We start from the raw sequence: 24412 nt of genomic DNA, 5'->3' as shown, positions 1-24412 counted from the left end.
TGCCGCCTGATGCTCTGTCCACAGCTTTCTGCGCTTGGAAGCGGCCTGTCAACGCCCAAGCGCCGCCTGACAGTCAATCCTTCCCGACATACTCAAGGGGCTGGGAGACCGGCTTGGTCTTGCTGATGTATTTGCTCTCATAATCCCGGTAAATCCTCATGAACACACCGGACAGGGCCAGCAGTGCGATGGCGTTGGGGATGCACCAGAAGCCCGAGACTATATCCACAATGGTCCAAATCACCTGGGGCGTCTTCCCCAGAGCCAGGAAACCGGGAACCAGCCACAGGATGCGGATGGCGTACTTGAACACCTTGGACTGCTTTCCCTTGGGAAACAAATAGAAGAACGCGGATTCATAATTGATCTCCCACCCCACCATAGTGGAGAATGCGAACAACGCCAGAGGAATGGTGACCAGGAGCTTGCCGACCGTGCTGCCGTACGCTGTGGAAAAGGCGGCCATGGTCAGCGCCTCCGCCTCCAGGCCGGACTGCCAGATTTCAGGGCCCGCGCAGAGAATTCCGAGGGCTGTCATCGTGCATACCACCAGCGTATCCACGAATACCTCAAAGCAGCCGTACATCCCCTCCTTAAAGGGGTGATCGGTGATGGCGGTCGCATGGGTGATGGGCGATGAGCCGCAGCCCGCTTCGTTGGAGAAGGTCCCGCGGGCGGCGCCCTGCCGCAGCGCCAGCGCAACTGTGGAGCCCGCCAAACCGCCCACAGCGGGCATGGGTGCAAACGCATAGCGGAAAATCGCCGCAAAGGCGGCGGGCACATGTTCCAGATTTATGATGATCACGCCCAGCACTCCCACCACATAGATGAGGCACATGGCGGGGGTCAGCTTCTCGCAGAAGCCGCCGATGGACTTGACGCCGCCCAGCAGAACCACGCCGCAGATGACGGCCGCCGCCACGGTGGTAATCCATGCGGGAATTCCCAGGCTGTTCTGCACAGCGGTGGACATGGTATAGGGCTGGGCGAACGCAGCGGTTCCCAGGCCGCCCAAAATGATAGTGACAGAGAAAATGACGGCCAGGGGTTTCCACTTTCTGCCCATTCCCCGCTCAATGTAGTACATGGGGCCGCCATAATAAACGCCGTCCTCTCCCTTGACACGGTAGTACTGGCCCAGCGTAACCTCAACGCATTTCGTCAGCATTCCCAGCAGGGCGACGACCCACATCCAGAACACGGCGCCAGGGCCGCCCACCACCATGGCGGTGGCCACGCCTGCGATGTTCGCCGTTCCTACGCAGCCGGCCAGCGCGGAGCTCACCGCCTGCAGCGGCGTCAGCGTTCCTTCCTTCCCTTTTGCGCCGCCGCCTTTTTTAAACATCTCGCCGGCAGTATTCTTTAAAATATAGCCGAACTTGCGAAACTGGAAAAATTTTGTCTTACATCCAAACAGCAGCCCAACGGCGGCCAGGAGGATCAGGACTGGAGCACCCCACAGAAAGCTGGAGATTGATTTCAAAATCTGTTCCATACGGTCCATTCTCCTTATCAATAATAATCAGATTTACTCCAATGCTATAACCATTCCTTTTAAATTCGTGATTTCTAGTCCGCGCTCTACTGTGTCAGCTCCCGGAGGATGCTGGCGAAGCCTCTGCATGCCTTTGTCAGCTGCTCAATTTCAATGTATTCATCCCGCACATGGGCCAGGCTCTCCAAAGAGGGGCCGTAGCCGATGCAGGGAATCCCCGCCTCGCCACAGAAGTGGCTGCCGTTTGTGCAGAAAGAGAAGTGAGAGATCGGCGCCTCGATTCCCGCTTTCTTCAGACCGGCCAGCGCCTTCTGCACATATTCATTGTCCTCATCAATGAGCCACGCCGGGAAATACCGCTTCGCGGCGATGGCCTCCCCGGTCCAGCAGACCTCCTTCCCCTCTGCCAGATAGGTCCGCGCCTTCAAGCCGGGGATCTTTTCCCTGGCGCGGGCGATTGCCTCCTCCACCTGGCCGAGAATCACGGCCTCGTTCTCCCCTGTCAGGGTCCGCCGGTCGAAGGTGGCCCGGCAGAGGGCCGGGACCACCGAGGCGCCCGGATATGGGGACGAGATGATGTCTGTCAGCTCCAGAATCCCTTTTCCCAGAATGGGGTGCTCGTTGGGGATGATCCGGCGGATCTCCTCGATCACAGCCATCATGTGGTAGACCGCATTAACGCCCTTGTCCGGATTCGAGGAATGGCAGCTCACCCCCTCTGTTTCCACAACCACCTCCGCGCGCCCTCTCTGGCCGATCTTGACAGTGGTGGACGTCGCTTCGCCAATGATGACAAAGTCCGGCTTCGCCAGCCGGGTAATCTCCCGGGAGGAGACCCCCTCAAAACACTCCTCATGAACGGTGCAGGACACACAAATCTCTCCGGCAAAGTCGCGGCCGCTGTCCTCGGCAAAGTGGGCAACCGCAGAGATCATGGCCGTCACGCTGCCCTTCATATCCGATGTGCCCCGGCCGTAAATCCGCCCCTGGTCGATTTCGCCGCCAAAGGGGTCATGGGTCCACTCGTCGGCGTCGATCACATCCACATTGTCAATGTGCCCATCCAGAAGGATGGTCTTTCCCGGCCGGCGGCCCCGCATCCGGCCCAGTACGCTGCCATACCTGTCGATGAGCACCTCGTCGAAACCATACTCTTCCATCTTGCGCTTCATCAGCTGGGCCACTTCCCGTTCCTGCCCGGAGGGACTGGGGATTCGAACAGCCTGTTGGCAAAACGCAATCAGCCGCTGGTCTCTGTCCATGTCTCTGCTCCTTTCTCAACCTCTGTCATACTTTATATGCAATATGTAATATATCGCATATTCATTATGAACCGCACTCTTGTGGAAGTCAACGAAAGCCCGGCCTCTCCAAAGGATTTCTACGGAACGTACCAGAGGCCGGATACAATTTTATGGAATTCGCCCAGAAAACGTTGAGAGGACCCGGATTCTCTCCGCGTCCTCTCTCTGGCTTTTTCTTCCCATCTTTACTTTGTCAGAACATCCTGTCCGGATTCTGCGCCGGCTCCATGGATCATGCCCGCAACATCCCGCAGGCTATTTTCCATGGAGCAGAGCCAGTGACTCCGCATCAGCTCCTTCGCGCGGGCGCTGTCCCGGGCCTGGATGGTCTGAAGGATTTCCCCATGCTGGGAAACGGAAATCTTTCGCAGCCGGTCACAGTGGAAATAATGGTATTTGATCCGCTGGATATGGAGGATCATCGTGTGGGAAAATTCCTCCACATACTCGTTGTGTGCCCCGCGGACAATCGCGTCATGGAAGAGGTTGTCCTGCGTGATCGCATCGGTGCCGTCATTACGGCCGCAGGCATCCACAAAGGCGGCGTGAATCCGCTCCAGCTGCTCCAGTTCCCGGTCCGTGAGGCTGCCGCAGGCCAGCTCCGCCGCCAGTCCCTGCAGCTCCGCCAGCGTCCGGTAGCATTTTTCAATATCCGCAGGGTCAATATCCGCCACCACCGTAGCCCGGCCCGGCACCACATAGACGAGCTTCTGTCCCTCCAGGATCTGAATGGCCTCCCGCACCGGGGTCCGGCTGACATTGAATCGCTTCGCAAGCTCGGAATCAACGATCTTTTCTCCCGGCTTCAGCACACCCGTGATGATCCAGCTGCATACCACTTGATAAATGCTGCTCTTTGCGGAAACTCTCCGCAGGTTTTCCACGTTTTCCGGTATCGGCATAAGCTCTCCCCATCCCAAATCTGCTGTTCTTTTTACTCTACCATTATATATCACAAGCCCTTTGGTTTTGCAATCATTTCGGCCGGACGGCGCATTCCGCGCCGGAGATTCAAAAAAATTTTTAGGTTTTCTCATTTTTTGTTTGACATCCTGTTTTCTTATGCTATGATAGGGATAGGTAAGCCAATCCGTGATGTGGAAATGACGGGATTCCAAACATTGATATGGAGGTCAGCGATATGGATTTTGAAGCGATCAAAGCGGCGGCCCAAGGCTATCAGGCCGACATGACCCGGTTCCTGCGAGAGATGATCTCTCACCCCAGCGAGAGCTGTGAGGAGAAGGAGGTTGTCCACTGCATCAAGGCGGAGATGGAGAAGCTGGGCTATGACAAGGTGGAGATCGACGGCCTGGGCAACGTCATCGGCTGGATGGGCGACGGCGACAAGATCATCGCCTTCGACTCCCACATCGACACCGTGGGCATCGGCAACATCAACAACTGGGAGGCCGACCCCTATCAGGGCTATGAGGACGACGCCGTCATCTTCGGCCGGGGCGGCAGCGATCAGGAGGGCGGCATGGCCTCCGCCGTGTACGGCGCCAAGATCATGAAGGATCTGGGCCTGATCCCCGCCGGCTACAAGATCATGGTGGTGGGTTCCGTCCAGGAAGAGGACTGCGACGGCATGTGCTGGCAGTACATCGTCAACAAGGACTTCCAGGGTCAGGAGGACGCCCGCAGCAAGATCGAGTTCGTGGTGTCTACCGAACCCACCGACGGCGGCATCTACCGGGGCCACCGGGGCCGCATGGAGATCCGGGTGGACGTCAAGGGCGTCAGCTGCCACGGCAGCGCGCCGGAGCGGGGCGACAACGCCATCTACAAGATGGCCGACATCCTCCAGGATGTCCGGGCCCTGAACGAGAGCGGCGACGGCCCCTCCAACCGGGTGAAGGGTCTGGTGAAGATGCTGAATCCGGAATTCAATCCGGAGCACTACGAGGACGCCCAGTTCCTGGGCCGGGGCACCTGCACCGTCAGCCAGATCTTCTACACCTCTCCCTCCCGCTGCGCTGTGGCGGACAGCTGCGCCATCTCCATCGACCGGCGCATGACCGCCGGCGAGACCTGGGACTCCTGCCTGGAGGAGATCCGGCAGCTGCCCGCCGTCCAGAAGTACGGAGACGATGTGAAGGTCAGCATGTACATGTATGACCGGCCCGCCTGGACCGGCGAGGTCTATGAGACGGAGTGCTTCTTCCCCACCTGGATCAACAAGGAGAGCGCCGCCCATGTCCAGGCGCTGGTGGACGCTCACCATGCCCTGTGGGGCGACAAGCGCATCGGCCATGCCGACGCGGACCAGAAGCGGGACGCCATGCACCTGCGGGAGGGCCGTCCCCTCACCGACAAGTGGACCTTCTCCACCAACTGCGTGTCCATCCAGGGCCGATATGGCATCCCCTGCGTGGGCTTTGGCCCCGGCGCCGAGTCCCAGGCTCATGCCCCCAATGAGATCACCTGGAAGCAGGATCTGGTGACCTGTGCCGCCCTGTACGCCGCAGTACCCGGCCTGTACAAGCCCGAGAACAAGACCGCTGACGTCACCGAGTTCCGGCAGAGCCTCACGGATAACGATATCCGGTGAGCTTCGAAGGGGGGCTGGGTCAAGGCATTTTCGCCACGTACACGCCGCGGCGAAAATGATTCGATTTGCTTGATTTGCCGGAGGCAAATCAACTGGGAAAAACCTGGGTTTTTCCCTAGACCCTTTTCCTGGTTTTTCCTTTCGCTGCGGCGGAGCCGCCATACATCTACAATTTCACATATTACAAGGAGTGCTGAATATGTCCAAGACCATCGAGCTGGCCAAGCATCTGGAAAAGCTGCACATCAACAACATGTACAAGTCCGACTTCTACTGGACCTGGGACAAGACCGACGAGGAGCTGGAGGCCATCTTCACCGTGGCCGACGCCCTGCGGGACCTGCGGGAGCGGAACAAGTCCACCCGGATCTTTGACTCCGGCCTGGGCATCTCCATCTTCCGGGACAACTCCACCCGCACCCGGTTCTCCTTCGCCTCCGCCTGCAACCTGCTGGGTCTGACCGTCCAGGACCTGGACGAGAAGAAGAGCCAGATCGCCCACGGCGAGACCGTCCGCGAGACCGCCAACATGGTCTCCTTCATGGCCGACGTCATCGGTATCCGGGATGACATGTTCATCGGCGAGGGCCACAAGTACCAGAAGACCTTCATGGATGCCGTGAAGGAGGGCTACCGGGACGGCATTCTGGAACAGCAGCCCACCCTGGTGAACCTGCAGTGCGACGTGGACCACCCCACCCAGTGCATGGCGGACATGCTGCACATCATCCATGAGTTCGGCGGTGTGGAGAACCTGAAGGGCAAGAAGATCGCCATGACCTGGGCTTACTCCCCCAGCTACGGCAAGCCCCTGTCCGTGCCCCAGGGCGTCATCGGCCTGATGACCCGGTTCGGCATGGACGTGGTGCTGGCCCATCCCGAGGGCTATGATGTGATGCCCGAGGTGGAGGAGATCGCCAAGAAGAACGCGGCGGCCACCGGCGGCTCCTACAAGAAGGTCTCCACCATGGAGGAGGCCTTCGACGGCGCCGACATCGTCTATCCCAAGAGCTGGGCGCCCTTTGCCGCCATGGAGCAGCGGACCAAGCTGTATCAGGCCGGTGACCAGGCGGGTATCGACGCTCTGGAGAAGCAGCTGCTGGCCCAGAACGCCCAGCACAAGGACTGGACCTGCTCCGAAGAGATGATGAAGCGGACGAAGAACGGCAAGGCCCTGTACCTGCACTGCCTGCCCGCCGATATCACCGGCCTCAGCTGCCCGGAGGGCGAGGTGGACAACTCCGTGTTCGACCGGTACCTGGTGCCCCTGTACAAGGAGGCCAGCTACAAGCCCTACATCATCGCGGCCATGATCCTGATGAGCAAAGTGAAGGACCCGGTCTCCGCGCTGATGGCCCTGGACCAGGGCAGCAAGCGGAAGCTGTTCTGATCGTTCTAAAAATTTCAAGTTTTGGCGGGAATAGCGCGGGCGTTCCCGCCAAAACTATCTGATAGGTTCGACCACTATCATTTGTGAAGAAGGGATACACCAACTATGGGCAAACGTATCGTTATCGCCTTGGGCGGCAACGCCCTGGGCAACAACCTGCCGGAGCAGATGGTCGCTGTGAAGCACACCGCCAAGGCCATCGTGGACCTGATTCAGGAGGGCCATCAGGTGGTGGTGGCCCACGGCAACGGCCCCCAGGTAGGCATGATCAACATCGCCATGACCACCCTCTCCCGGGAGGATCACAGCCATCCCATCGCCCCCATGTCCGTCTGCACTGCCATGAGCCAGGGGTATATCGGCTATGACCTGCAGAACTCCCTGCGGGAGGAACTGCTGAACCGCGGCATCCAAAAGCCCGTGGCCACCGTCCTCACCCAGGTGGAGGTAGACCCGGCGGATCCGGCTTTCCAGAATCCCTCCAAGCCCATCGGTACCTTTATGACTGAGGAGGAGGCGGAGGAGATGCGCCGCCGGGGCAACTGCGTCATGGAGGACGCAGGCCGGGGCTGGCGCCGCTGCGTGGCCTCTCCCAAACCCAAAGCCATTGTGGAGATCGAGACCATCCGTACGCTGATGGAGGCGGGCCAGGTAGTCATTGGCTGCGGCGGAGGCGGTATCCCCGTCTACCGGACGGAGGGCAACCACCTGAAGGGCGCAGGCGCCGTCATCGACAAGGATTTCGCCTCCGAGCTGCTGGCGGAGAGCCTGGACGCGGACGCCCTCATCATCCTCACCGCCGTGGAGAAGGTGGCCATCAACTTCGGCAAGCCGGATCAGAAGTGGCTGGATCACCTGACGCCGGAGGAGGCCCGGCAGTACGAGGCGGAAGGCCAGTTCGCCCCCGGCTCCATGCTGCCCAAGGTCCAGGCTGCCGTGAAGTTCGCCGCGTCCAAGCCCGGCCGCACAGCCCTCATCACCCTGCTGGAGAAGGCCAAGGACGGCATCGCCGGAAAAACCGGCACCGCCGTCTCCATGTAAGATCCAAAAAAGGTCAATCTGTCAATTTTCTACAAGGAGAGCGAAAAAAACGCTCTCCTTGTTTGTCTTTTTCGTCTTATTATTGTGCACACTGCCAAAGGTCGACCTATTTAGGTCGGTATTTTTTTGGTCTATCCGCCTAAAAAAAGTAAAAATCCGGTTGAATTTTTCCGTTTGACCCTGTATGATGGCAATAGAGAGGGGAAACACCCCGCTTTGTCCCTTGCAGTGATCCACCCAATTTTATTTTAAGGAGGAAAGTAGAATGAAGAAGTTCCTTGCACTGCTGCTGACGCTGGTCATGGCGCTCAGCCTGGCGGCCTGCGGCGGCTCCGACGAGGAGAGCACCGGCAGCCCCGCCGAAGACCCCGCCGCCAATGAGGAATCCAGCGGCAGCGCCGCGGATGTCAAGATCGGTTTGATCTGCGTCCACGACATCAACTCCGGTTATGACGCGGCCCATATCGAGGGCCTGACTGCCGCCTGTGAAGAGTTAGGTATTGATGCCAATTCTCAGGTTATTTTCCGCTACAACATCGCGGAGGATGAAAACTGCTATGACGCCGCCGTGGATCTGGCGGAAGAGGGCTGCAATATCATCTTCTCTGACTCCTATGGCCACCAGAGCTACATGCTGGATGCCGCCGAGGATTATCCCGACGTTACCTTCGTCTCCTGCACCGGCGACATGGCCGCCACCTCCGGTCTGGACAACTACAAGAACCTGTTCCCCTATACATATGAGTCCCGCTACGTCTCCGGCGTGGTGGCCGGCATGAAGCTGAAAGAGCTGATGGACGCCGGCACCGTCACCGATCCCAAGGTGGGCTATGTGGGTGCCTATCCCTATGCCGAGGTGGTTTGTGGCTACACCGCTTTCCTGCTGGGCATCCAGACCCAGGTTCCCGAGGCCTACATGGAGGTCCAGTACACCAACTCCTGGTATGATCCCGTGGCTGAGGGCGAGGCCGCCAATGCCTTGATGGCCCGCGGCTGCGTCATCATCGGCCAGCACGCCGACTCCACCGGTGCCCCCTCCGCCGTCCAGGCGCAGAAGGATGCCGGCTCTGTGGTCTACTCTGTGGGCTACAACATTGATATGCTGGAAGTGGCGCCCACCGCCGCTCTGACCTCTTCCCAGAACAACTGGTCCGTCCTGTACCGGGACACCCTGGAGAAGTTCATCGCCGGCGAGGAAGTGCCCGTGGACTATGCCGTGGGCATCAGTGAGGACGCTGTGATGATCTCCAAGCTGGGGCCTGAGTGCGCCGAGGGCACCCAGGAGGCCGTGGACGCCGCTTGGTCCAGCATCAAGGACGGCAGCCTGAAGGTGTTCGACACCTCCAAGTTCACCTGCCAGCCCGCTGCCGACGGGTCCTATCAGGTGGACGCCGACGGTCATGTGACATCTGCGTTCGGTCTGGACAGCGACGGCGACTTTGTCAACGACACCGGCGAGGCCATCGTGGACGGCGCCTTCCAGGAGTCCGTGCTGCGCTCCGCTCCGTACTTCTCCCTGCGGATCGACGGCATCACTGAGCTGAACAACAACTAAATATCCAACGAAAGGGGCTGCCCTTTGGCAGCCCCTTTCTCTCAAATCGCTCCATCCCCTCCGCGGCATCGGCCGCCGGGGTCTTTTTTCCCTTTTCTTTTCCCTCCGGAGGCCCGCGCCGCAGGCATGTGCCTGCGGCCATGGCGCGGAACCGACACTAAAAGAAAGGATGATCTGTTTGGAACATACCACTGCCATTGAACTGCGGCACATCACAAAGCGGTTCGGCAAGGTGGTTGCCAACGACGATATCTCCCTGGAGATCAGGCGGGGCGAAATCCTCTCCCTGCTGGGGGAGAACGGCAGCGGCAAGACCACGCTGATGAATATGCTGGCCGGCATCTACTTCCCGGACGAAGGGAAGATCCTGGTGAACGGCGAGCCCACCACCATTGCCTCCCCCAAGGACGCCTTTGCCTGCGGCATCGGCATGATCCACCAGCACTTCAAGCTGGTGGACGTGTTCTCCGCAGCGGAAAACATCGTCCTGGGGCTGGACGGAGAGCGCAAGCTGGATCTGAAGGCCGCCTCCGCCAAAATCCTGGAGATCAGTGAGAAATATGGTTTTTCCATTGATCCCAACAAGAAGATCTACGACATGTCCGTGTCGGAGAAGCAGACGGTGGAGATCATCAAGGTCCTCTACCGGGGCGCAGACATCCTGATCCTGGATGAGCCCACCGCCGTGCTGACCCCCCAGGAGACGGACCGGCTCTTCGATGTCATGCGGAATATGAAGGCAGACGGCAAGGCCCTGGTCATCATCACCCACAAGCTCCACGAGGTCATGGACGTGTCCGACCGGGTGGCGGTGCTCCGCAAGGGCCGCTATATCGGGGACGTGGCCACCTGCGACACTTCTCCCCAGAAGCTGACGGACATGATGGTGGGCCATGCGGTAACGCTGAACATCGACCGTCCCCTGGTGGAGGACCGCAACCTGCGGCTGGAGGTGAAGGATCTGACGGTCCTGACTCCCGACAGCATCAAGGCTCTGGACCATGTCTCCTTCGACGCCTACGGCGGGGAGATTCTGGGCATTGCCGGCATCTCCGGCAGCGGCCAGAAGGAACTGCTGGAGGCCATCGCCGGCCTGCGGGTTACCCAGCCCGGGTCCCACGTCATCTATCATCCCCCCGCCCCCGACGAACCCATCGCCGGTCAGCATGTGCCGGTGGACAAGGGCGGTGAGGAGCTGCTGGGCAAGAATCCCCGGCAGATCCACGACATCGGCGTGTCCATGGCCTTTGTGCCGGAGGACCGGCTAGGCATGGGACTGGTGGGTTCCATGGGCATGGCGGACAACATGATGCTCAAGACCTACCGTTCCGGCCGGGGACCCCTGCTGGACCGCAAGCCGCCCCGCCAGCTGGCGGAGCGGGTGAAGGAGGAACTGGATGTGCTGACCCCCAGCATCAACACGCCGGTCCGCCGGCTCTCCGGCGGCAACGTGCAGAAGGTGCTGGTGGGACGTGAGATCGCCCAGAATCCCTCGGTGTTGATGACCGCCTACGCGGTGCGGGGCCTGGACATCAACACCTCCTACACCATCTACAACCTGCTGACGGCGCAGAAGCTGAAAGGCGTGGCCGTCATCTATGTGGGCGAGGACCTGGACGTGCTGCTGGAGCTGTGCGACCGGATCCTGGTGCTCTGCGGCGGCCAGGTCAGCGGTATTGTGGACGGCCGCACCACCACCAAAGAGGAAGTGGGCCTGCTGATGACCCGCTTTGTAAAGGAGGCGAAGGAGGCATGACACAGGGTAAGACCCACAGGGAGCCTCTGCTCCGCATCGCCAAGCGGGACGGCATCGCCCGCCCCAAGGCATGGGCCATCCGGATCATCGCGGTGCTGCTGTCCCTGGTCGTGAGCGGCATCTTCATCTTCGCCGTCACCAAGCTGAACCCCTTCCAGGTGTACGAGGGCATCTTTGACGGCGCCTTCGGCACCCCCCGGCGCAGCTGGGTTACTGTCCGGGACGCCATGATGCTGCTGTGCATCGGCGTGGGGCTGGCCCCCGCCTTCAAGATGCGCTTCTGGAACATCGGCGCCGAGGGACAGATCCTCATCGGCGGCATCGTCACCGCCGGGTTTATGCGGGCCTTCGGCGGCGATATCTCCACCCCCCTGCTGCTGGTCATCATGGCGGTGGTCAGCCTGCTGGCTGGTGCGGCGTGGGGCATGGTGCCCGCCACCTTCAAGGCTGTGTGGAACACCAATGAAACGCTGTTCACCCTGATGATGAACTACGTGGCCATCCAGCTCACCAGCTACTTTGTGGCCCTGTGGGAAAATCCCGTGGGCTCCAATACCGTGGGCGTCATCAACCAGCGGACCAAGGACGGCTGGTTCCCGGAGCTGTTCGGCCAGGAATACGGCCTGAATGTTGTCCTGGTGCTGCTGCTGACGGTGGGGATGTTCCTGTACCTGAAATATTCCAAGCAGGGATATGAGATCTCCGTGGTGGGCGACAGTGAGAACACCGCCCGGTACGCCGGCATCAACGTGAAGAAGGTCACCATCCGCACCATGGCTATCTCCGGCGCCATCTGCGGTCTGGCAGGCTTCATCGCCGTGGCCGGCGCCAGCCACACCATCTCCACCTCCACCGCCGGCGGACGTGGCTTCACCGCCATCATCGTGGCTTGGCTGGCTCAGTTCAACACCTTTGTGATGATCCTGATCTCCTTCCTGCTGGTGTTTCTGCAGAAGGGCGCCATTCAGATCGCCTCCCAGTTCAACCTGAATGACTACGCCTCCAATATCATTACGGGCATCATCCTGTTCTTCATTCTGGGCAGCGAATTTTTCATCAACTACCGCATCATCCTGCGGGGCGGAAAGGAGGGGGCCAAATGAGCGTCGACCAAATTGTTCAGCTGATTCAGTCTGCTATCCAGTTCGGCACCGTCATTCTGTTCGGCGCCATGGGCGAGATCCTGACAGAGAAATCCGGCAACCTGAACCTGGGCGTCCCCGGGATCATGTATCTGGGCGGTATTGCGGGACTGGCGGCCTCCTTCTTCTATGAGTTCAACAATCCCGATCCCTCCGGTTTCGTGTGTCTGGTGATCTCTCTGCTGGCGGCGTTCGCCGCCTCCGCCCTGGGCGGTCTGCTGTACAGTTTCCTGACCATCACCCTCCGGGCCAACCAGAACGTCACCGGTCTGACGCTGACCATCTTCGGCGGCGGTGTGGCCAACTTCTTCGGCGGCACCCTGAACTCCATGGCCGGCGGCGTGGGCCAGATCTCCGTAGCCGCCACCAGCGCCGTGTACCGGGCCACCATCCCCGGCCTGTCGGACCTGGGGCTTCCTGGGCGGCTGCTGTTCAGCTATGGCTTCATGGTATATCTGGCCATTGTGCTGGCCGTGGTGCTGCAGCTGTTCCTCAACCGCACCCGGCCGGGCCTGAACCTGCGATCCGTGGGTGAGAATCCTGCCACAGCCGATGCGGCGGGTATCAACGTCTCCCGCAACAAGTACCTGGCCACCTGCGTGGGCGCCGGTATCTCCGGTCTCGGCGGCCTGTACTACACCATGGACTACATCAAGGGCACCTGGGCCAACGACGGCACCATCGAGTCCCTGGGCTGGCTGGCCGTGGCGCTGGTGATCTTCGCCACCTGGCGGACAGTCAACGCTATCTGGGGCTCCTACCTGTTCGGCCTGCTGTTCTGGGTGTACCTCATCATCCCCGGCCTGGGCCGGCGGGACACGTACCTCTTCAACATGCTGCCGTATCTCGTGACCATCGCGGTGCTGATTTTTGTCTCCCTGCGGAACAAGAAGGAGAATCAGCCCCCCGCCAGCCTGGGTCTGGCGTATTTCCGGGAGGAACGGTAGCTTCTCCCCATACAAATCAAGAGCGCCGCGGCCAAAAGCCGCGGCGCTCTTTTCGTCTGTTCACTTCTCCGCCTGGTGGTTCCGGGCTGCGGTGAGGATATTGCGCATCAGCATGGCCCGGGTCATGGGCCCCACGCCGCCGGGCACCGGAGTGATGTAGGATGCCTTGGGTTCTACCGCGGCGAAGTCTACATCGCCGCAGAGCCTGCCCTCGCTGTTCCGGTTCATGGCCACGTCGATGACCACGGCCCCTTCCTTCACCATACCCGGCGTGACAAGACCCACCCGGCCCACAGCGGACACCAGGATGTCCGCCTCCCGGGTGATGGCCGCCAGTCCCGGCGTCTTGGAGTGGCAGACCGTCACGGTGCCGTCCTGCTGGAGCAGCAGCATGGCCATGGGCTTGCCCACGATATTGCTGCGGCCCAGCACCACGCACCGCCTGCCCCGGACGGGGATGCCGTATTCCCGCAGCATCTCCATGACGCCGGCAGGGGTGCATGGCAGAAACACCGGATCACCGATCATCAGGCGGCCCACGTTATAGGGGTGGAAGCAATCCACGTCCTTGTCCCGGGCGATGGCGTTCAGCACCGCCTCCTCGTCCAGATGCCCGGGCAAAGGAAGCTGGCACAGGATGCCGTCCACCTGCGGGTCGCGGTTGAGCTCCTGGATCAGGTCCAGCAGCGTCTCCTGTGTGGTGTCCTCCGGCAGGGCGTGCTCAAAGCTCAAAAAACCGCACTCGGCGCAGTCCTTTTCCTTCCCGGTCACATAGACCCGGGAGGCGGGGTCATTCCCCACCAGGATCACCGCAAGGCCCGGCCGCCGGTACAGGGACTTCGCTGCCTCTGCCGTCTGCGCCTTGACCTTGGCCGCCAGCGCCTTGCCGTCAATGCGTGTTGCCATCAGTCTCTCCCCCTTCCCCGTTTTGGGTCTCCGGCGGCTGGGGGAGCTCCGGCTCCTCCTGTCCGGCAGGGACACTCTCTCCCGCTTCCGCCGTGGAAATATCCGCCTCTGCCGTCCCCTCGACGGCTTCCGCCGCCACCTGATTCACCAGCAACTCATCCCGCGAGTGCTTTTTGATCTTGATGTTGTAGAACAGCATCACCGCGGCGGTGACTGCCAGAAGCAGACTCAGCGCCTGAGACACCCGGATGGGCTGCCCCAGGAACGTCCAGTTAAAGAGATACAGGCTGTCCGTCCGCAGCCCCTCGATCCAGAACCGGCCCAGGCCGTACCACAGGAAGTAGAACCAGGTGTTCTCCCCATCGAACCGGCGGGCTTTGGAGACCACGAGCAGGATCAGCAGAAGCCCGATCAGATTCCACAGGCTCTCATAGAAAAACGTGGGATGGACCTCGATATACTCCGTGGCGCTGGTCCACAGGCGCATCCGCCAGGGCAGCGTGGTCTCGGCGCCGAAGGCCTCCCGATTGATGAAGTTGGCCCAGCGGCCGATGCACTGGCCCAGCAGCAGGCCCATCACCGCCAGGTCCGTCATGGCGCCCATCTTGATCTTCTTGTGCCGGGTGTAGAAAAATGCCACGATGGCCCCGGCAATCACCGCGCCGTAGATGGCTAGGCCGCCGTCCCAGACCGCCACCATCTCGCCCCAGTTTAAGCTGCCATCGGCGTTGCGGTAGAGGTCCAGATAGAAGATCACATAGTAAAGGCGGGCGCCGATGATGCAGCTGGGCACCGCCCACAGCACCATATCCAGCACATTGTCCTCTGTCAGGCCGTAGCGCTTGGCCTGCTTCATGCACAGCACCAGGCCCGCCAGCAGGCCGATGGCCAAAATGATGCCGTACCAGTAGATCCCATGGCCGATATGGACGGCGATAGGGTCGGGATTGAAGGACCAGTCCCCGAACAGGCCGGGAAAGCTGATGGGCATATCCTGTAATGCTCTCAAATGGGGTTCCCCCTCTTTCTCTGTCTTGGATTCAGTTCTCCCTAGGCACGATCTCGCTGAGCACAGCCCGCTCCGCGGTCAGATTGCGGCGCAGGAAGGCGGCCACGTCCTCTTTGGTGATGGAGTCGAACACCTGGGGGAAGCGGAAGGGATCATAGCCGTGGAAATACCCCTCCGTCAGGGTCACGGCGATGTTCTCAAAGGAGTTCAGCCCCCGGAGGTTGGAGCCGAAGGACGCCCGGCGCACCCGCTGGTAATAGTCCTCGTCGATGCCCTCCGCTGCCAGGCGCTCCGCCTCCCTCTGGATCTCAGCGGCGGCCCGGCGGGCGTCCTTGCTGTCGCCGCCGGCATAGAGGTATGCCACGCCCGGCATCATCTCAAAGGCGCCGCCGAAGCTGGTGTTGATGACCCCCTCCTCATAGAGCCGCTGGTACAGGTGGCTGGAATCCCCCAGCAGGATGTCGCAGGCCATGTCTCCCAGAACGGCGGTACGGAGGTAGTCCTCCCCGTCCGCCGCCGGGGCGCACTTGTAGGCCGTCAGGAACTGAGGGGCAGAGACCTCCATGGCCATGCGGGTCTCCTTTGCCGCCACCTGGGCGGGTTCCTGGCCGTAGTCCCGGGGGATCGCAGGCCCGCCCTCCCGGGGTAGGATCCGCCGGGCCAGGTCCGCCACATGGACCGGATCCACGTTGCCCACCACTGTCAAAATCATGTTGGAGGGGGTGTAGAATGCCTTGTGGCAGTCGTACAGCGTCTCCGCTGTGATGTGGGAGATACTCTCCACCGTCCCGGCGATAGAGGTGCGGGCAGTGCTCTTCTGGTACAGGGCCTGCATCATCCGGGTGTAGAGCTGCCAGTCGGGGTTGTCCTCGATCATGCGGATCTCCTGGCCGATGATGCCCTGCTCCTTGGCCACGCTCTCCTCCGTGAAATAGGGGATAGAGACGAAGGACAGCAGGATCTCCAGATTCTCCTCAAAGTGCTCCGTGGAGTCGAAGTAGTAGCCGGTCATGGCGTTGGAGGTGAAGGCATTGGGCTCCGCGCCGTTTTTCGCCAGCTCCTGGAGGGCGTTACCCTCCTTGGTGTCGAACATCTTGTGCTCCAGATAGTGGGCGATGCCCGCCGGTGTGTCCAGCCACTTACCGTCCAGACAGAAGCGGGTGTCCATCCCGCCGTACCGGGTGGCAAAGAAGGCGTACTTCTTGGCGTGCTCCGGCTTGGGGACCACGCAGACCTGCAATCCGTTGGGCAGCACCTCCCGGTAGACGGACTCGCCGATCCGCTCGTAAAACGTCTGCTTCATTCCGCAGTCTCCTTTCCCTTCAGGAAGTACACCGTATCCAGAGAGGCGGTCTGCATGGCGTCAAAGATGCGTTCCGCCGTCACGTGCCGCACCTGCTCCGCCAGCAGCTCCGGCGTGTCCTCCTGTCCGGTGGCCGCCTGGCCCAGGTAGAAGTTCTCCAGCTTCCCCTGGGAATCTCCCATGGAGGCGTAGGCATTCAGCAGCGTACTGCGGGCGCCCTCCAGCTCCCAGTCCTCCAGGCGGCCAGCCTGCACGGCGGCCAGCTGGGCCATGATCTCGTCATAGGCCTTCTGGTAGTTCTGGAACTCAATGCCGGAGGAGACGGTGATGAGCCGCTTCTGCCGGTGGTAGGCGGACGAGGCGTAGTAGCACAGGGACAGCTTCTCCCGCACGTTCAAAAACAGCTTGGAGTTGCTGCTGCCGCCAAACAGGGTATTGCCCATCAGCGCGGCGGCGTAGTCGTCGCTGCCGCAGGCAAAGCCCATACCCAGCTTGCCCTGAGTCACGTCCATGGCCTCCTCCACCCGCTTCACCTCGGTCCGGGCCGGATGGGGCGTGGACGGAGCGATGTCCCGGATCCCATCCCTGGGCAACGTGGCGAAAGCTGCGGCCAACGCCTCCCGTACCCGCTCCAGGGATGCGCTGCCGCAGTAGAACAGCTCCAGCCTGGCGGTGGCAAGCAGCTCTCCGTACAGGGCGTGGAGCTTTGGCATCTGCAGCTTCTCCGCACCCGCCTCGTCGCCCAGGCGGCTGATGCCGTAGGGCTCCCCGTCGCACATCTCCCGCAGCAATCGGGCGTAGGCATACTCCCGCTTGTCATTCACCTGGCTGCGGATGGCGTCAATCAGGTTGGTCTTCTCCCCCTCAAAATAAGCGGTCACAAAGCGGCCCCGCTCGGTCACGGGATCGCACAGCAGCTCTCCCAACAGCTCCGCCACCGGCTCCAGCAGCTGTTCCCCACCGGGGATGTAGCTGTCGTCGATAAAGCTGGCCACGAAGCCTACGCACTGATTCTCGCCCTGCTTGCGGACGGTGTAGTCCACAGAGGCACCGTACAGCCGGTCCAGCCGGGCGGACAACGCCCCCAGGTCGGGATAGCGCACCGTGCCCCGGCGCAGGATGGCCGGCAGCAGCGCATAAGCGGAGGCAGTCTCCTGCTGCAGCGGGGTGACGAACTGGGCGGAGAGCAGGCTGGTCTTGAACTTTCTGGCCGGCAGATAGGTGAGATACACCCCGTCGGCCAGTTGGATTCTGGTTCTTTCCAAGGTCTCAACTCCTCTTCTGTGGAATACAACATGGGATTATTATAGTATATCTCTTCCCATAATTCAAATTCTTTCTTGCCGACTTATGCGGTATCTGGTAAAATCAGTCTCAACAAGAGGAAAAGGTGGGATCTTCATGACCACGCCCGGCTTTGGCGGCATGGGGCTTTTAGACTCCTTTATGTTCGGCGGCGGATTCGAAATTTTGTTCTTTCTGATCTTCGCCCTGGTGCTCTGTCTCTTCATTGTGATGATCGTCCGGGGTGTCAGCCAGTGGCACCGGAACAACAACTCCCCCGGTTGACGGTGGAGGCCACTGTGGTGGCCAAGCGGATCGATGTCTCCCACCATCACCACGGAGGCGAGACCCATCACATGACCACCTCCACCCGGTACTATGTCACCTTTCAGGTGGAGAGCGGTGACCGGATGGAGTTCTCCGTCAGTGGCCGGGAGTATGGTCTCCTGGTGGAAGGGGACACGGGCCGCCTGACCTTTCAGGGCACCCGCTATCTAGGCTTCACACAGCCGTGATGCAGAAAATCAGACAGCTGCTCCGATGGGGAGCAGCTGTCTTTCTCATTGCGGCGGCAGGTCTGGCCCCGCCAGAACCCGCAGAAAATTGCCCCGGGCGACCATTTCCAGCTCCTGCCGGTTCATCCCCAGCTTTTCCAGCCAGTAGAAGAGGTTCCGGATGTGGGCGGCGCTTTCCAGGCCCTCTGCCCCTCGTTTCCAGGGCCCATAAACTCGCAGAAGTCGAAGCCGCAGCCCACATGCTCCACCCCCATGACCTCCGCCATGTGGACGGCGTGGAGGGCCAGGGTCCTGGCGGTCTGCTGCCGGGGCTCGGCGTGGACAAAGCCGTGGAAGGCGTTCAGCCCCACCACGCCGCCGGTGTCCCGGATGCGGCGCAGCTGGTCGTCGGACAGGTTCCGGCGCACATCGCACAGGGCACGGCAGTTGGAGTGGGATGCGATCACCGGCCCGGCGGCCAGGTCCATCACGTCCCAGAAGCCGCCGTCGTTCAGATGGGACACGTCCACCACCATCCCCAGTTCTCCCATCCGGCGCACCGCCCGGCGTCCCGCCTCCGTCAGCCCCGCCTGAGGATCGCCTCCGGCTCCGGCGGCCAGGGCATTGGTCTCGTTCCAGGTGAGCATCCCCAGCCGGGCGCCCTGGCCGTAGTACCAGTCCACGCCGGCGGGGTTCCCGCCGATGGCCGCCATGCCCTCCACCGCCAGGAAGGCGTAGATTTGGCCCGCTGCCCGGGCAGCCTCTGCCTCCGCTGCGGTGTGGACCGGGCGGATTTGCGGACATTCCGCCAGGTCTGCCCGGGCACAGGCAAATATCTGATGGGTGCGGCCCAAATTGGATGCAGGATCCTTCCAGGCGGTGTCCTTCCAGAACGTCTCTCGGGGACCGCTGGCCCAGACGGCCAGCACCAGCCCCTCCACGCCGCCCCGCCGCAGCCGGTCCAGATGGTGGTGCTCCAGCACCCGCCGCTCCCCCAGCAGGCGCCGCCGGGTCACATCGTACAGCAGATCCGAATGCGCGTCGAATACCATAAACTCCCTCCGTTCTGTTCAGTCCCTCTCAGTCTATGCCGCAAACGCGGATTTGGCAAGCCGTTCCGGTCTGCCGGAGGGGAATTTTTTCCGGATTTCTTTCGTTTTTCCCCTTGACTTTTCCGGCAAAATCCTGTAAACTATTTCTCGTTGTAAAGGAATACAGCTTTACAGAAATGAGGGAGTTCATGAAAAATCAGACATACCGCATGACCATGCTCTTCGATTTTTACGGCGAACTCCTCACCGAGCGGCAGAAGGAATTCTTTGACCTCTATTACAATGAGGACCTGTCTCTGGCTGAGATCGCGGAAAACGCCGGCATCTCCCGCCAGGGCGTCCGGGACGTGATCGTCCGGGCGGAGGGCGTCATGCAGGAGGTGGAGGACAAGACCGGCCTGATCCGGCGCTTCGAGCAGATGCGGGGCCATTTGCAGGCCATCGAGGATGCAGCCGCCGAGCTGAAGACCATCAACTACCGCCAGTATGAGGACCCCCGTCTGACTGAGCTGGCGGAATTGATTCACGCGGAAGCCACCGCTTTGAAGGAATGATCGCATGGCATTTGAAGGGCTCACCGAAAAACTGAACGCAACATTCAAGAAGCTGCGGGGCAAGGGCCGCCTGACAGAGAACGACGTCCGGGAGGCCATGCGGGAAGTCCGTCTGGCCCTGCTGGAGGCCGACGTAGGCTATAAGGTGGTCAAGGACTTCGTGGCTACCGTGACAGAGCGGGCTGTGGGGTCCGACGTGTTGGACAGCCTCACGCCCGCCCAGCAGGTCATCAAGATCGTCAACGAAGAGCTGACAAAGCTCATGGGCGGCGGCACCGCCCGGCTCTCCATGGCCAACAGCGGTCCCACCGTTGTGATGATGGTGGGCCTGCAGGGCGCCGGCAAGACCACCACCACCGCCAAGCTAGCGGGGCTGATGCGCCGCCAGCTTGGCAAGCGGCCCCTGCTGGCCGCCTGCGACGTGTACCGTCCCGCCGCCATCGAGCAATTGAAGGTGGTGGGTGGCCAGCTGGACCTGCCGGTATTCGAGCAGGGTCAGGGTGACCCGGTGCAGATTGCAGAGAATGCAATCCGCCATGCCCGGGACCACGGCAGTGATATGGTCTTCCTGGACACCGCCGGCCGGCTCCATGTGGATGAGTCCCTGATGGATGAGCTGAAGCGGATGAAGGCTGCCGTCCATCCCAATGAGATCCTGCTGGTGGTGGATGCCATGACCGGCCAGGATGCGGTGAACGCCGCCACTGCCTTTGACGAGGCGCTGGGCATCGACGGCGTGGTGCTGACCAAGCTGGACGGCGACGCCCGTGGCGGCGCTGCTCTCTCTATTCGGGCCTCCACCGGCAAGCCCATCAAGTTCGTGGGTACCGGCGAGAAGCTGGATATGATCGAGCCCTTCCATCCGGACCGGATGGCATCCCGCATTTTGGGTATGGGCGATATGCTGTCCTTCATCGAAAAGGCCCAGCAGACCTACGACGAAAATCAGGCCGCCAAGCTGGAGGAAAAGCTCCGGAAAAACCGCCTGACGCTGCAGGATTACTACGAACAACTCCAGCAGCTGCGGAATATGGGTGACCTGAGCCAGATCGCCAGCATGATGCCCGGTGCTCTGGGCCGCCAGATGGCCGGTGCCACCATCGATGACAAGGCCCTGGCCCACACGGAGGCCATCATCCTCTCCATGACCCCGCTGGAGCGGGAGAATCCCCAGATCCTGAACGCCAGCCGGAAAAAGCGCATCGCTGCCGGCTGCGGCCTGGAGGTGGTGGATGTGAACCGGCTGCTGAAGCAGTTCGATATGATGCAGCAGCTGACCAAGCAGATGACCCGGGGACGGCTTTCCAAAATGGGAGGCGGCGGCCTGGGCAGCCGGATGCACGGCTTCGGTCGCAAGAAGCGGCTGAAATAAAGTGGATATAAGTGCTATGCATTTATAGATAAAAAATTTCGAGTTTACTGTTGGAGGTAACAAATTATGGTGAAAATCAGACTGCGCCGCCTTGGCGCCAAGAAGGCTCCTTTCTACCGCGTTGTGGTAGCGGACTCCCGTTTCCCCCGGGACGGCCGCTTCATCGAGGAGATCGGCACTTACAACCCCTGCGTCTCCCCTGCTGAGATCAAGATCGACACGGAGCGCGCCCAGGCCTGGATCAAGTCCGGCGCCCAGCCCACCGACACCGTCAGAGCTCTGCTGAAAAAAGTAGAAGTCCTCTGATCCGGAGGATCGGGCATGAAAGAGTTGCTGCTCTACATCGCCAGAAACCTTGTGGATGATCCGGAGGCCGTCTCTGTCACTGAGGTGGAGGGTCCCCAGGAGCTGACGCTGGAGCTGCGCGTCGCCCCCGACGACATGGGAAAGGTCATCGGCCGGCAGGGCCGCATCGCCAAGGAGATCCGGACTGTCATCCGGTCCTATGCCCAGCGCACCGGCCAGAAGGTTTCCGTAGATATTGTAGATTGAACCGATCATCCGGCGGGCCGCTTCCGCCAGATCCGAAAGGAGGAGGCCAGGCCTCCTCCTTTTTCGATCATTTCGCTGCCGCTGTCCGGGCTGCGGCCCCGCCGCTTCGGCCAGCCCGTTCCACTGCTTACTTGTACTACACCGCAAGCGTCAGGTGACGCTGCCTGTGGGATTGGAGGCTTTTGGTGTCCACAGAAAAAAAGAAAAAATTCATCATTGATGTGACCTATCTAGCGCTGATTCTGGTGCTGAGTTATCTGTTGCTGCAGTATGCGCTGCCGCTACTGCTGCCGTTCGTCTTGGCGTTTCTGATCGCCTATGTTCTGCGCCGCCCCATCCGCTTCCTCTCCCGGGTGCTCCACGCGCCCAAGGGGTTGGTGGCGGTACTGCTGGTGGTCCTCACATACGGCACCATCGGCCTGCTGCTGGCGCTGGCGGGAATCCGGATCACGGCCACTATCACATCTGTGGTGCAGCAGATTCCCTCGCTCTATTCCGCCTATATTCTCCCGGAGCTCACTGACTTTTTCGCCTGGCTGGAGGAGCTGCTGGCCAAGCTGGACCCCTCCCTCATGTCCGCGTTGCAGGAGCTGCAGTCCCAGCTGCTCAATATGCTGTGGCAGTTGGTCTCCAGTCTCTCCGTCGTATTGGTGGGCGGTGTGTCCATGGCCACCTCTTTCGCCACCTCCCTGCCCGGCTTCCTGATCCGGCTGCTGCTGATGGTGATTTCCACATTCTTCATCGCCGTCGACTACCAGAAGATCGTGCGGTTTTGCCTGGGCTGCCTCCAGGGGAGCACCCGGAATCTGGTACTCCAGGTCAAGGCGTATGTGGTGGGAACGCTGTTCGTCTGCATCCGCTCCTACGCCCTCATCATGTCCATCACCTTTGTGGAACTATCCGTCGGTCTGACCCTCATCGGCGTGAACCGTGCGATTCTGGTGGCGCTGCTGATCGCTATTTTCGACATTCTCCCCGTTCTGGGCACCGGAGGTATCATGATCCCCTGGGTCATTCTCTCCGCGCTGGGCGGAGATCTTCCCCACGCCTTCGCACTGCTGGTTCTGTACGTCATCATCACCGTCATCCGCAACATCATCGAGCCCCGGATCGTGGGGGCACAGATCGGCCTGCATCCTGTGCTGACACTGATGAGCATGTTTGTGGGCAACCACCTGTTTGGCATCGTGGGCCTGTTCGGCCTGCCCATCCTGCTGTCCCTGCTGCGCTATCTCAACGACAACGGGACCATCTCTCTGTTCCCCGCCTCCGCCCTGGGAAGGGCGGACACAGAAACAAGCCAATAAACGTTGTCAGGCAGGAGGGTACGGGGCCCGCCTGCCTCCTGTCCGGGTCGGAGACGGCCCGGCGTGCCATCACTTCCCAAAGGAGCGCTCCTATGAGATTGGAAACCATCAAAATCGGCCGCATCGTCAACGCCCACGGCATCCGGGGCGAGGTGCGGGTACAGCCGGACGGCCAGGACCCTGCCTTCCTGACCCAGTTCCAGACGTTCTATTTGGACGGGGCCCCCGTCACCCCCACCGCCAACCACGTCCACAAGTCCCTGGTGCTGATGAAGTTCCCCGGCGTGGATGATATGAACGCGGCCCTGGCCCTGAAGGGTAAGAACCTGTATATCCGCCGGGCAGACGCCAAGCTGCCGGAGGGCGCCTGCTTTGATGCGGAGCTGCTGGGCATGACCGTCTGTGACGCCGCCACCGGCGAGACGCTGGGCGAGATCACCCGGGTGGACTCCTATCCCGCTCACAAGGTCTACACGGTCAGGGGAGCGCGGGAGTATCTGATCCCCGCCGTGCCGGATGTGTTTATCAAATCGGTGGACCTGGACGCCAACCGGATGGAGGTCCAGGTTTGGGAAGGGATGGCCACGGATGAGAATTGACATCATGACGCTGTTCCCAGACTCAGTGGACGCCATGCTGAACGTGAGCATCCTGGGCCGGGCCCAGCAGCGAGGCTATATCTCCATCCAGAGCCACCAGATCCGCCAATACACCACCAACAGGCAGATGCAGGTGGACGACTATCCCTACGGCGGCGGCCGGGGCGCTGTCATGCAGGCAGATCCCCTGTACCGCTGCTGGAGCCACATCGTGGAGACCTACGGCCCCGGACGGACGATCTTCCTCTCCCCCTGCGGCCGCACCTTCACCCAGGAAGTTGCCAAGGAGCTGAAAGCGCGATATGACCACTTGATCCTGGTCTGCGGCCACTATGAGGGTGTGGACCAGCGGTTCCTGGACGAGTGTGTGGACGAGGAGATCAGCATGGGGACTTCGTCCTCACCGGTGGAGAGATCCCCGCCATGGCGGTGGCGGACGCGGTGTGCCGCATGGTGCCCGGCGTTCTGCCGGATGCGGAGTGCTTTGAGGAGGAATCCCACTGGAACGGGCTGCTGGAATATCCCCAATACTCCCGCCCGGCTGAATGGCACGGTCGAGCAGTGCCGGAGATCCTGCTCTCCGGTGACCACGGTAAGGTGGCTGCCTGGCGGAAAAAGCAGAGCTACAAGCGCACTATGGAACGGCGGCCGGACCTGTTCGCCAAATTCGATAAATCCCAACTCACCACCAAGGCAGACAAAAAGATCCTGGCGGAGGCTGAGGCGGAGTTTGTCGCAGAGCATCCGGATTGTGCCGCCGAGCGCGCAGAGTCCTGAACTGCCGGTATCCCCCATA

General features: G+C 61.1%; 23 protein-coding genes and 1 pseudogene. 16 read left to right on the top strand and 8 right to left on the bottom strand.

All coding sequences use genetic code 11. From position 1 onward, the window contains the following. Positions 1 to 73: 73 nt before the first annotated feature. From EIO64_RS16740 to EIO64_RS16730, 3 genes are all read right to left on the bottom strand, one after another. Positions 74 to 1495, bottom strand: coding sequence for an alanine/glycine:cation symporter family protein (locus tag EIO64_RS16740; protein WP_025543835.1), 1422 nt, complete (start codon positions 1493 to 1495; stop codon positions 74 to 76). 86 nt (positions 1496 to 1581) lie between these two features. Then, positions 1582 to 2757 (bottom strand): YgeY family selenium metabolism-linked hydrolase, encoded by a 1176-nt coding sequence (locus EIO64_RS16735; RefSeq protein ID WP_136891652.1) that lies wholly within the window; start codon positions 2755 to 2757, stop codon positions 1582 to 1584. A gap of 227 nt (positions 2758 to 2984) precedes the next feature. Beyond that, the gene (locus tag EIO64_RS16730; protein ID WP_021747878.1) at positions 2985 to 3701 is read right to left on the bottom strand and encodes a GntR family transcriptional regulator; all 717 of its coding nucleotides are present in this window, start codon (positions 3699 to 3701) and stop codon (positions 2985 to 2987) included. Positions 3702 to 3940: 239 nt separating this feature from the next. Between EIO64_RS16730 and EIO64_RS16725 the strand changes: the two genes are divergently transcribed. The 7 genes from EIO64_RS16725 to EIO64_RS16695 all read left to right on the top strand — a co-directional run bounded on the left by EIO64_RS16725 (position 3941) and on the right by EIO64_RS16695 (position 13184). Continuing rightward, positions 3941 to 5353 carry a YgeY family selenium metabolism-linked hydrolase gene (locus EIO64_RS16725; protein WP_036629531.1) on the top strand — a complete coding sequence of 471 codons (1413 nt, stop codon included), beginning with the start codon at positions 3941 to 3943 and terminating at the stop codon, positions 5351 to 5353. A gap of 199 nt (positions 5354 to 5552) precedes the next feature. After that, positions 5553 to 6743, top strand: a complete 1191-nt coding sequence (gene ygeW, locus EIO64_RS16720; protein ID WP_021747880.1) for a knotted carbamoyltransferase YgeW — start codon at positions 5553 to 5555, stop codon at positions 6741 to 6743. A 105-nt stretch (positions 6744 to 6848) separates the two neighbouring features. Beyond that, the gene (gene arcC, locus EIO64_RS16715) at positions 6849 to 7784 is read left to right on the top strand and encodes a carbamate kinase (RefSeq protein ID WP_021747881.1); all 936 of its coding nucleotides are present in this window, start codon (positions 6849 to 6851) and stop codon (positions 7782 to 7784) included. A gap of 265 nt (positions 7785 to 8049) precedes the next feature. Beyond that, on the top strand, positions 8050 to 9339 hold the full coding sequence (locus EIO64_RS16710; RefSeq protein WP_119310824.1) for a BMP family ABC transporter substrate-binding protein: 1290 nt from the start codon (positions 8050 to 8052) through the stop codon (positions 9337 to 9339). 178 nt (positions 9340 to 9517) lie between these two features. Next, complete coding sequence (locus EIO64_RS16705; protein WP_333637354.1) at positions 9518 to 11095, top strand: ABC transporter ATP-binding protein; 1578 nt, start codon at positions 9518 to 9520, stop codon at positions 11093 to 11095. Then, positions 11092 to 12198 (top strand): ABC transporter permease, encoded by a 1107-nt coding sequence (locus EIO64_RS16700; protein ID WP_119310822.1) that lies wholly within the window; start codon positions 11092 to 11094, stop codon positions 12196 to 12198. Before EIO64_RS16705 ends, EIO64_RS16700 begins: the two co-directional genes overlap by 4 nt. After that, complete coding sequence (locus EIO64_RS16695; RefSeq protein WP_021747887.1) at positions 12195 to 13184, top strand: ABC transporter permease; 990 nt, start codon at positions 12195 to 12197, stop codon at positions 13182 to 13184. The genes EIO64_RS16700 and EIO64_RS16695 overlap by 4 nt, the downstream gene beginning before the upstream one ends. A gap of 60 nt (positions 13185 to 13244) precedes the next feature. Here the strand turns inward: EIO64_RS16695 and folD are convergent, their stop codons facing one another. The 4 genes from folD to yfmF are packed head-to-tail and all read right to left on the bottom strand — an operon-like array spanning position 13245 to position 17667. Continuing rightward, a complete protein-coding gene (gene folD / locus EIO64_RS16690; protein ID WP_136891651.1) occupies positions 13245 to 14090 on the bottom strand; it encodes a bifunctional methylenetetrahydrofolate dehydrogenase/methenyltetrahydrofolate cyclohydrolase FolD in 846 nt (281 codons plus the stop codon). Beyond that, a complete protein-coding gene (lgt, locus tag EIO64_RS16685; protein WP_083491052.1) occupies positions 14074 to 15099 on the bottom strand; it encodes a prolipoprotein diacylglyceryl transferase in 1026 nt (341 codons plus the stop codon). Before lgt ends, folD begins: the two co-directional genes overlap by 17 nt. A gap of 31 nt (positions 15100 to 15130) precedes the next feature. Beyond that, positions 15131 to 16402, bottom strand: coding sequence for an EF-P 5-aminopentanol modification-associated protein YfmH (gene yfmH, locus EIO64_RS16680; RefSeq protein WP_136891650.1), 1272 nt, complete (start codon positions 16400 to 16402; stop codon positions 15131 to 15133). Continuing rightward, positions 16399 to 17667, bottom strand: a complete 1269-nt coding sequence (yfmF, locus tag EIO64_RS16675; protein ID WP_136891649.1) for an EF-P 5-aminopentanol modification-associated protein YfmF — start codon at positions 17665 to 17667, stop codon at positions 16399 to 16401. Before yfmF ends, yfmH begins: the two co-directional genes overlap by 4 nt. A 136-nt stretch (positions 17668 to 17803) precedes the next feature. On the opposite strand from yfmF, the gene EIO64_RS19065 reads away from it, so the two are divergent. Next, positions 17804 to 17971: a DUF2500 domain-containing protein gene (locus EIO64_RS19065; protein WP_346730050.1), complete on the top strand. Its 168-nt coding sequence runs from the start codon at positions 17804 to 17806 to the stop codon at positions 17969 to 17971. After that, complete coding sequence (locus tag EIO64_RS16670) at positions 17941 to 18201, top strand: DUF2500 domain-containing protein (protein ID WP_346730049.1); 261 nt, start codon at positions 17941 to 17943, stop codon at positions 18199 to 18201. The genes EIO64_RS19065 and EIO64_RS16670 overlap by 31 nt, the downstream gene beginning before the upstream one ends. Before the next feature lie 122 nt (positions 18202 to 18323). Here EIO64_RS16670 and EIO64_RS16665 read toward each other — a convergent pair whose 3' ends face one another. Then, positions 18324 to 19232 carry a dipeptidase gene (locus EIO64_RS16665; RefSeq protein ID WP_136891648.1) on the bottom strand — a complete coding sequence of 303 codons (909 nt, stop codon included), beginning with the start codon at positions 19230 to 19232 and terminating at the stop codon, positions 18324 to 18326. A gap of 188 nt (positions 19233 to 19420) precedes the next feature. On the opposite strand from EIO64_RS16665, the gene ylxM reads away from it, so the two are divergent. From ylxM to trmD, 7 genes and pseudogenes are all read left to right on the top strand, one after another. Next, positions 19421 to 19786 (top strand): YlxM family DNA-binding protein, encoded by a 366-nt coding sequence (ylxM, locus tag EIO64_RS16660; RefSeq protein ID WP_036630187.1) that lies wholly within the window; start codon positions 19421 to 19423, stop codon positions 19784 to 19786. Between the two features lie 4 nt (positions 19787 to 19790). After that, the gene (ffh, locus tag EIO64_RS16655) at positions 19791 to 21158 is read left to right on the top strand and encodes a signal recognition particle protein (RefSeq protein WP_021749088.1); all 1368 of its coding nucleotides are present in this window, start codon (positions 19791 to 19793) and stop codon (positions 21156 to 21158) included. Positions 21159 to 21224: 66 nt separating this feature from the next. After that, positions 21225 to 21464: a 30S ribosomal protein S16 gene (gene rpsP, locus EIO64_RS16650; protein ID WP_021749089.1), complete on the top strand. Its 240-nt coding sequence runs from the start codon at positions 21225 to 21227 to the stop codon at positions 21462 to 21464. A 15-nt stretch (positions 21465 to 21479) separates the two neighbouring features. Next, entirely contained in the window at positions 21480 to 21710 is a 231-nt protein-coding gene (locus tag EIO64_RS16645) for a KH domain-containing protein (RefSeq protein ID WP_021749090.1), read from the top strand. Between the two features lie 185 nt (positions 21711 to 21895). Next, entirely contained in the window at positions 21896 to 23017 is a 1122-nt protein-coding gene (ytvI, locus tag EIO64_RS16640; RefSeq protein WP_119310817.1) for a sporulation integral membrane protein YtvI, read from the top strand. 92 nt (positions 23018 to 23109) lie between these two features. Next, the gene (gene rimM, locus EIO64_RS16635) at positions 23110 to 23616 is read left to right on the top strand and encodes a ribosome maturation factor RimM (RefSeq protein ID WP_021749093.1); all 507 of its coding nucleotides are present in this window, start codon (positions 23110 to 23112) and stop codon (positions 23614 to 23616) included. Continuing rightward, positions 23606 to 24393 (top strand): annotated as a pseudogene (trmD, locus tag EIO64_RS16630) (tRNA (guanosine(37)-N1)-methyltransferase TrmD). Before rimM ends, trmD begins: the two are co-directional and overlap by 11 nt. The last annotated feature ends 19 nt before the right edge of the window (positions 24394 to 24412 follow it).

Source organism: Dysosmobacter welbionis (assembly GCF_005121165.3).
GTDB lineage: Bacteria > Bacillota > Clostridia > Oscillospirales > Oscillospiraceae > Oscillibacter > Oscillibacter welbionis.
The sequence above is the reverse complement of the archived record's forward strand: the minus strand, read 5'-3'. Positions and strand labels throughout refer to the sequence as shown.

What these genes read in the sequence shown, in the direction of transcription:
- EIO64_RS16740 (WP_025543835.1), bottom strand. Translation starts at nt 1,495, where the DNA reads ATGGAACAGATTTTGAAATCAATCTCCAGCTTTCTGTGGGGTGCTCCA.
- EIO64_RS16735 (WP_136891652.1), bottom strand. Translation starts at nt 2,757, where the DNA reads ATGGACAGAGACCAGCGGCTGATTGCGTTTTGCCAACAGGCTGTTCGA.
- EIO64_RS16730 (WP_021747878.1), bottom strand. Translation starts at nt 3,701, where the DNA reads ATGCCGATACCGGAAAACGTGGAAAACCTGCGGAGAGTTTCCGCAAAG.
- EIO64_RS16725 (WP_036629531.1), top strand. Translation starts at nt 3,941, where the DNA reads ATGGATTTTGAAGCGATCAAAGCGGCGGCCCAAGGCTATCAGGCCGAC.
- ygeW (WP_021747880.1), top strand. Translation starts at nt 5,553, where the DNA reads ATGTCCAAGACCATCGAGCTGGCCAAGCATCTGGAAAAGCTGCACATC.
- arcC (WP_021747881.1), top strand. Translation starts at nt 6,849, where the DNA reads ATGGGCAAACGTATCGTTATCGCCTTGGGCGGCAACGCCCTGGGCAAC.
- EIO64_RS16710 (WP_119310824.1), top strand. Translation starts at nt 8,050, where the DNA reads ATGAAGAAGTTCCTTGCACTGCTGCTGACGCTGGTCATGGCGCTCAGC.
- EIO64_RS16700 (WP_119310822.1), top strand. Translation starts at nt 11,092, where the DNA reads ATGACACAGGGTAAGACCCACAGGGAGCCTCTGCTCCGCATCGCCAAG.
- EIO64_RS16695 (WP_021747887.1), top strand. Translation starts at nt 12,195, where the DNA reads ATGAGCGTCGACCAAATTGTTCAGCTGATTCAGTCTGCTATCCAGTTC.
- folD (WP_136891651.1), bottom strand. Translation starts at nt 14,090, where the DNA reads ATGGCAACACGCATTGACGGCAAGGCGCTGGCGGCCAAGGTCAAGGCG.
- yfmH (WP_136891650.1), bottom strand. Translation starts at nt 16,402, where the DNA reads ATGAAGCAGACGTTTTACGAGCGGATCGGCGAGTCCGTCTACCGGGAG.
- EIO64_RS19065 (WP_346730050.1), top strand. Translation starts at nt 17,804, where the DNA reads ATGACCACGCCCGGCTTTGGCGGCATGGGGCTTTTAGACTCCTTTATG.
- EIO64_RS16665 (WP_136891648.1), bottom strand. Translation starts at nt 19,232, where the DNA reads ATGGTATTCGACGCGCATTCGGATCTGCTGTACGATGTGACCCGGCGG.
- ylxM (WP_036630187.1), top strand. Translation starts at nt 19,421, where the DNA reads ATGAAAAATCAGACATACCGCATGACCATGCTCTTCGATTTTTACGGC.
- ffh (WP_021749088.1), top strand. Translation starts at nt 19,791, where the DNA reads ATGGCATTTGAAGGGCTCACCGAAAAACTGAACGCAACATTCAAGAAG.
- rpsP (WP_021749089.1), top strand. Translation starts at nt 21,225, where the DNA reads ATGGTGAAAATCAGACTGCGCCGCCTTGGCGCCAAGAAGGCTCCTTTC.
- EIO64_RS16645 (WP_021749090.1), top strand. Translation starts at nt 21,480, where the DNA reads ATGAAAGAGTTGCTGCTCTACATCGCCAGAAACCTTGTGGATGATCCG.
- rimM (WP_021749093.1), top strand. Translation starts at nt 23,110, where the DNA reads ATGAGATTGGAAACCATCAAAATCGGCCGCATCGTCAACGCCCACGGC.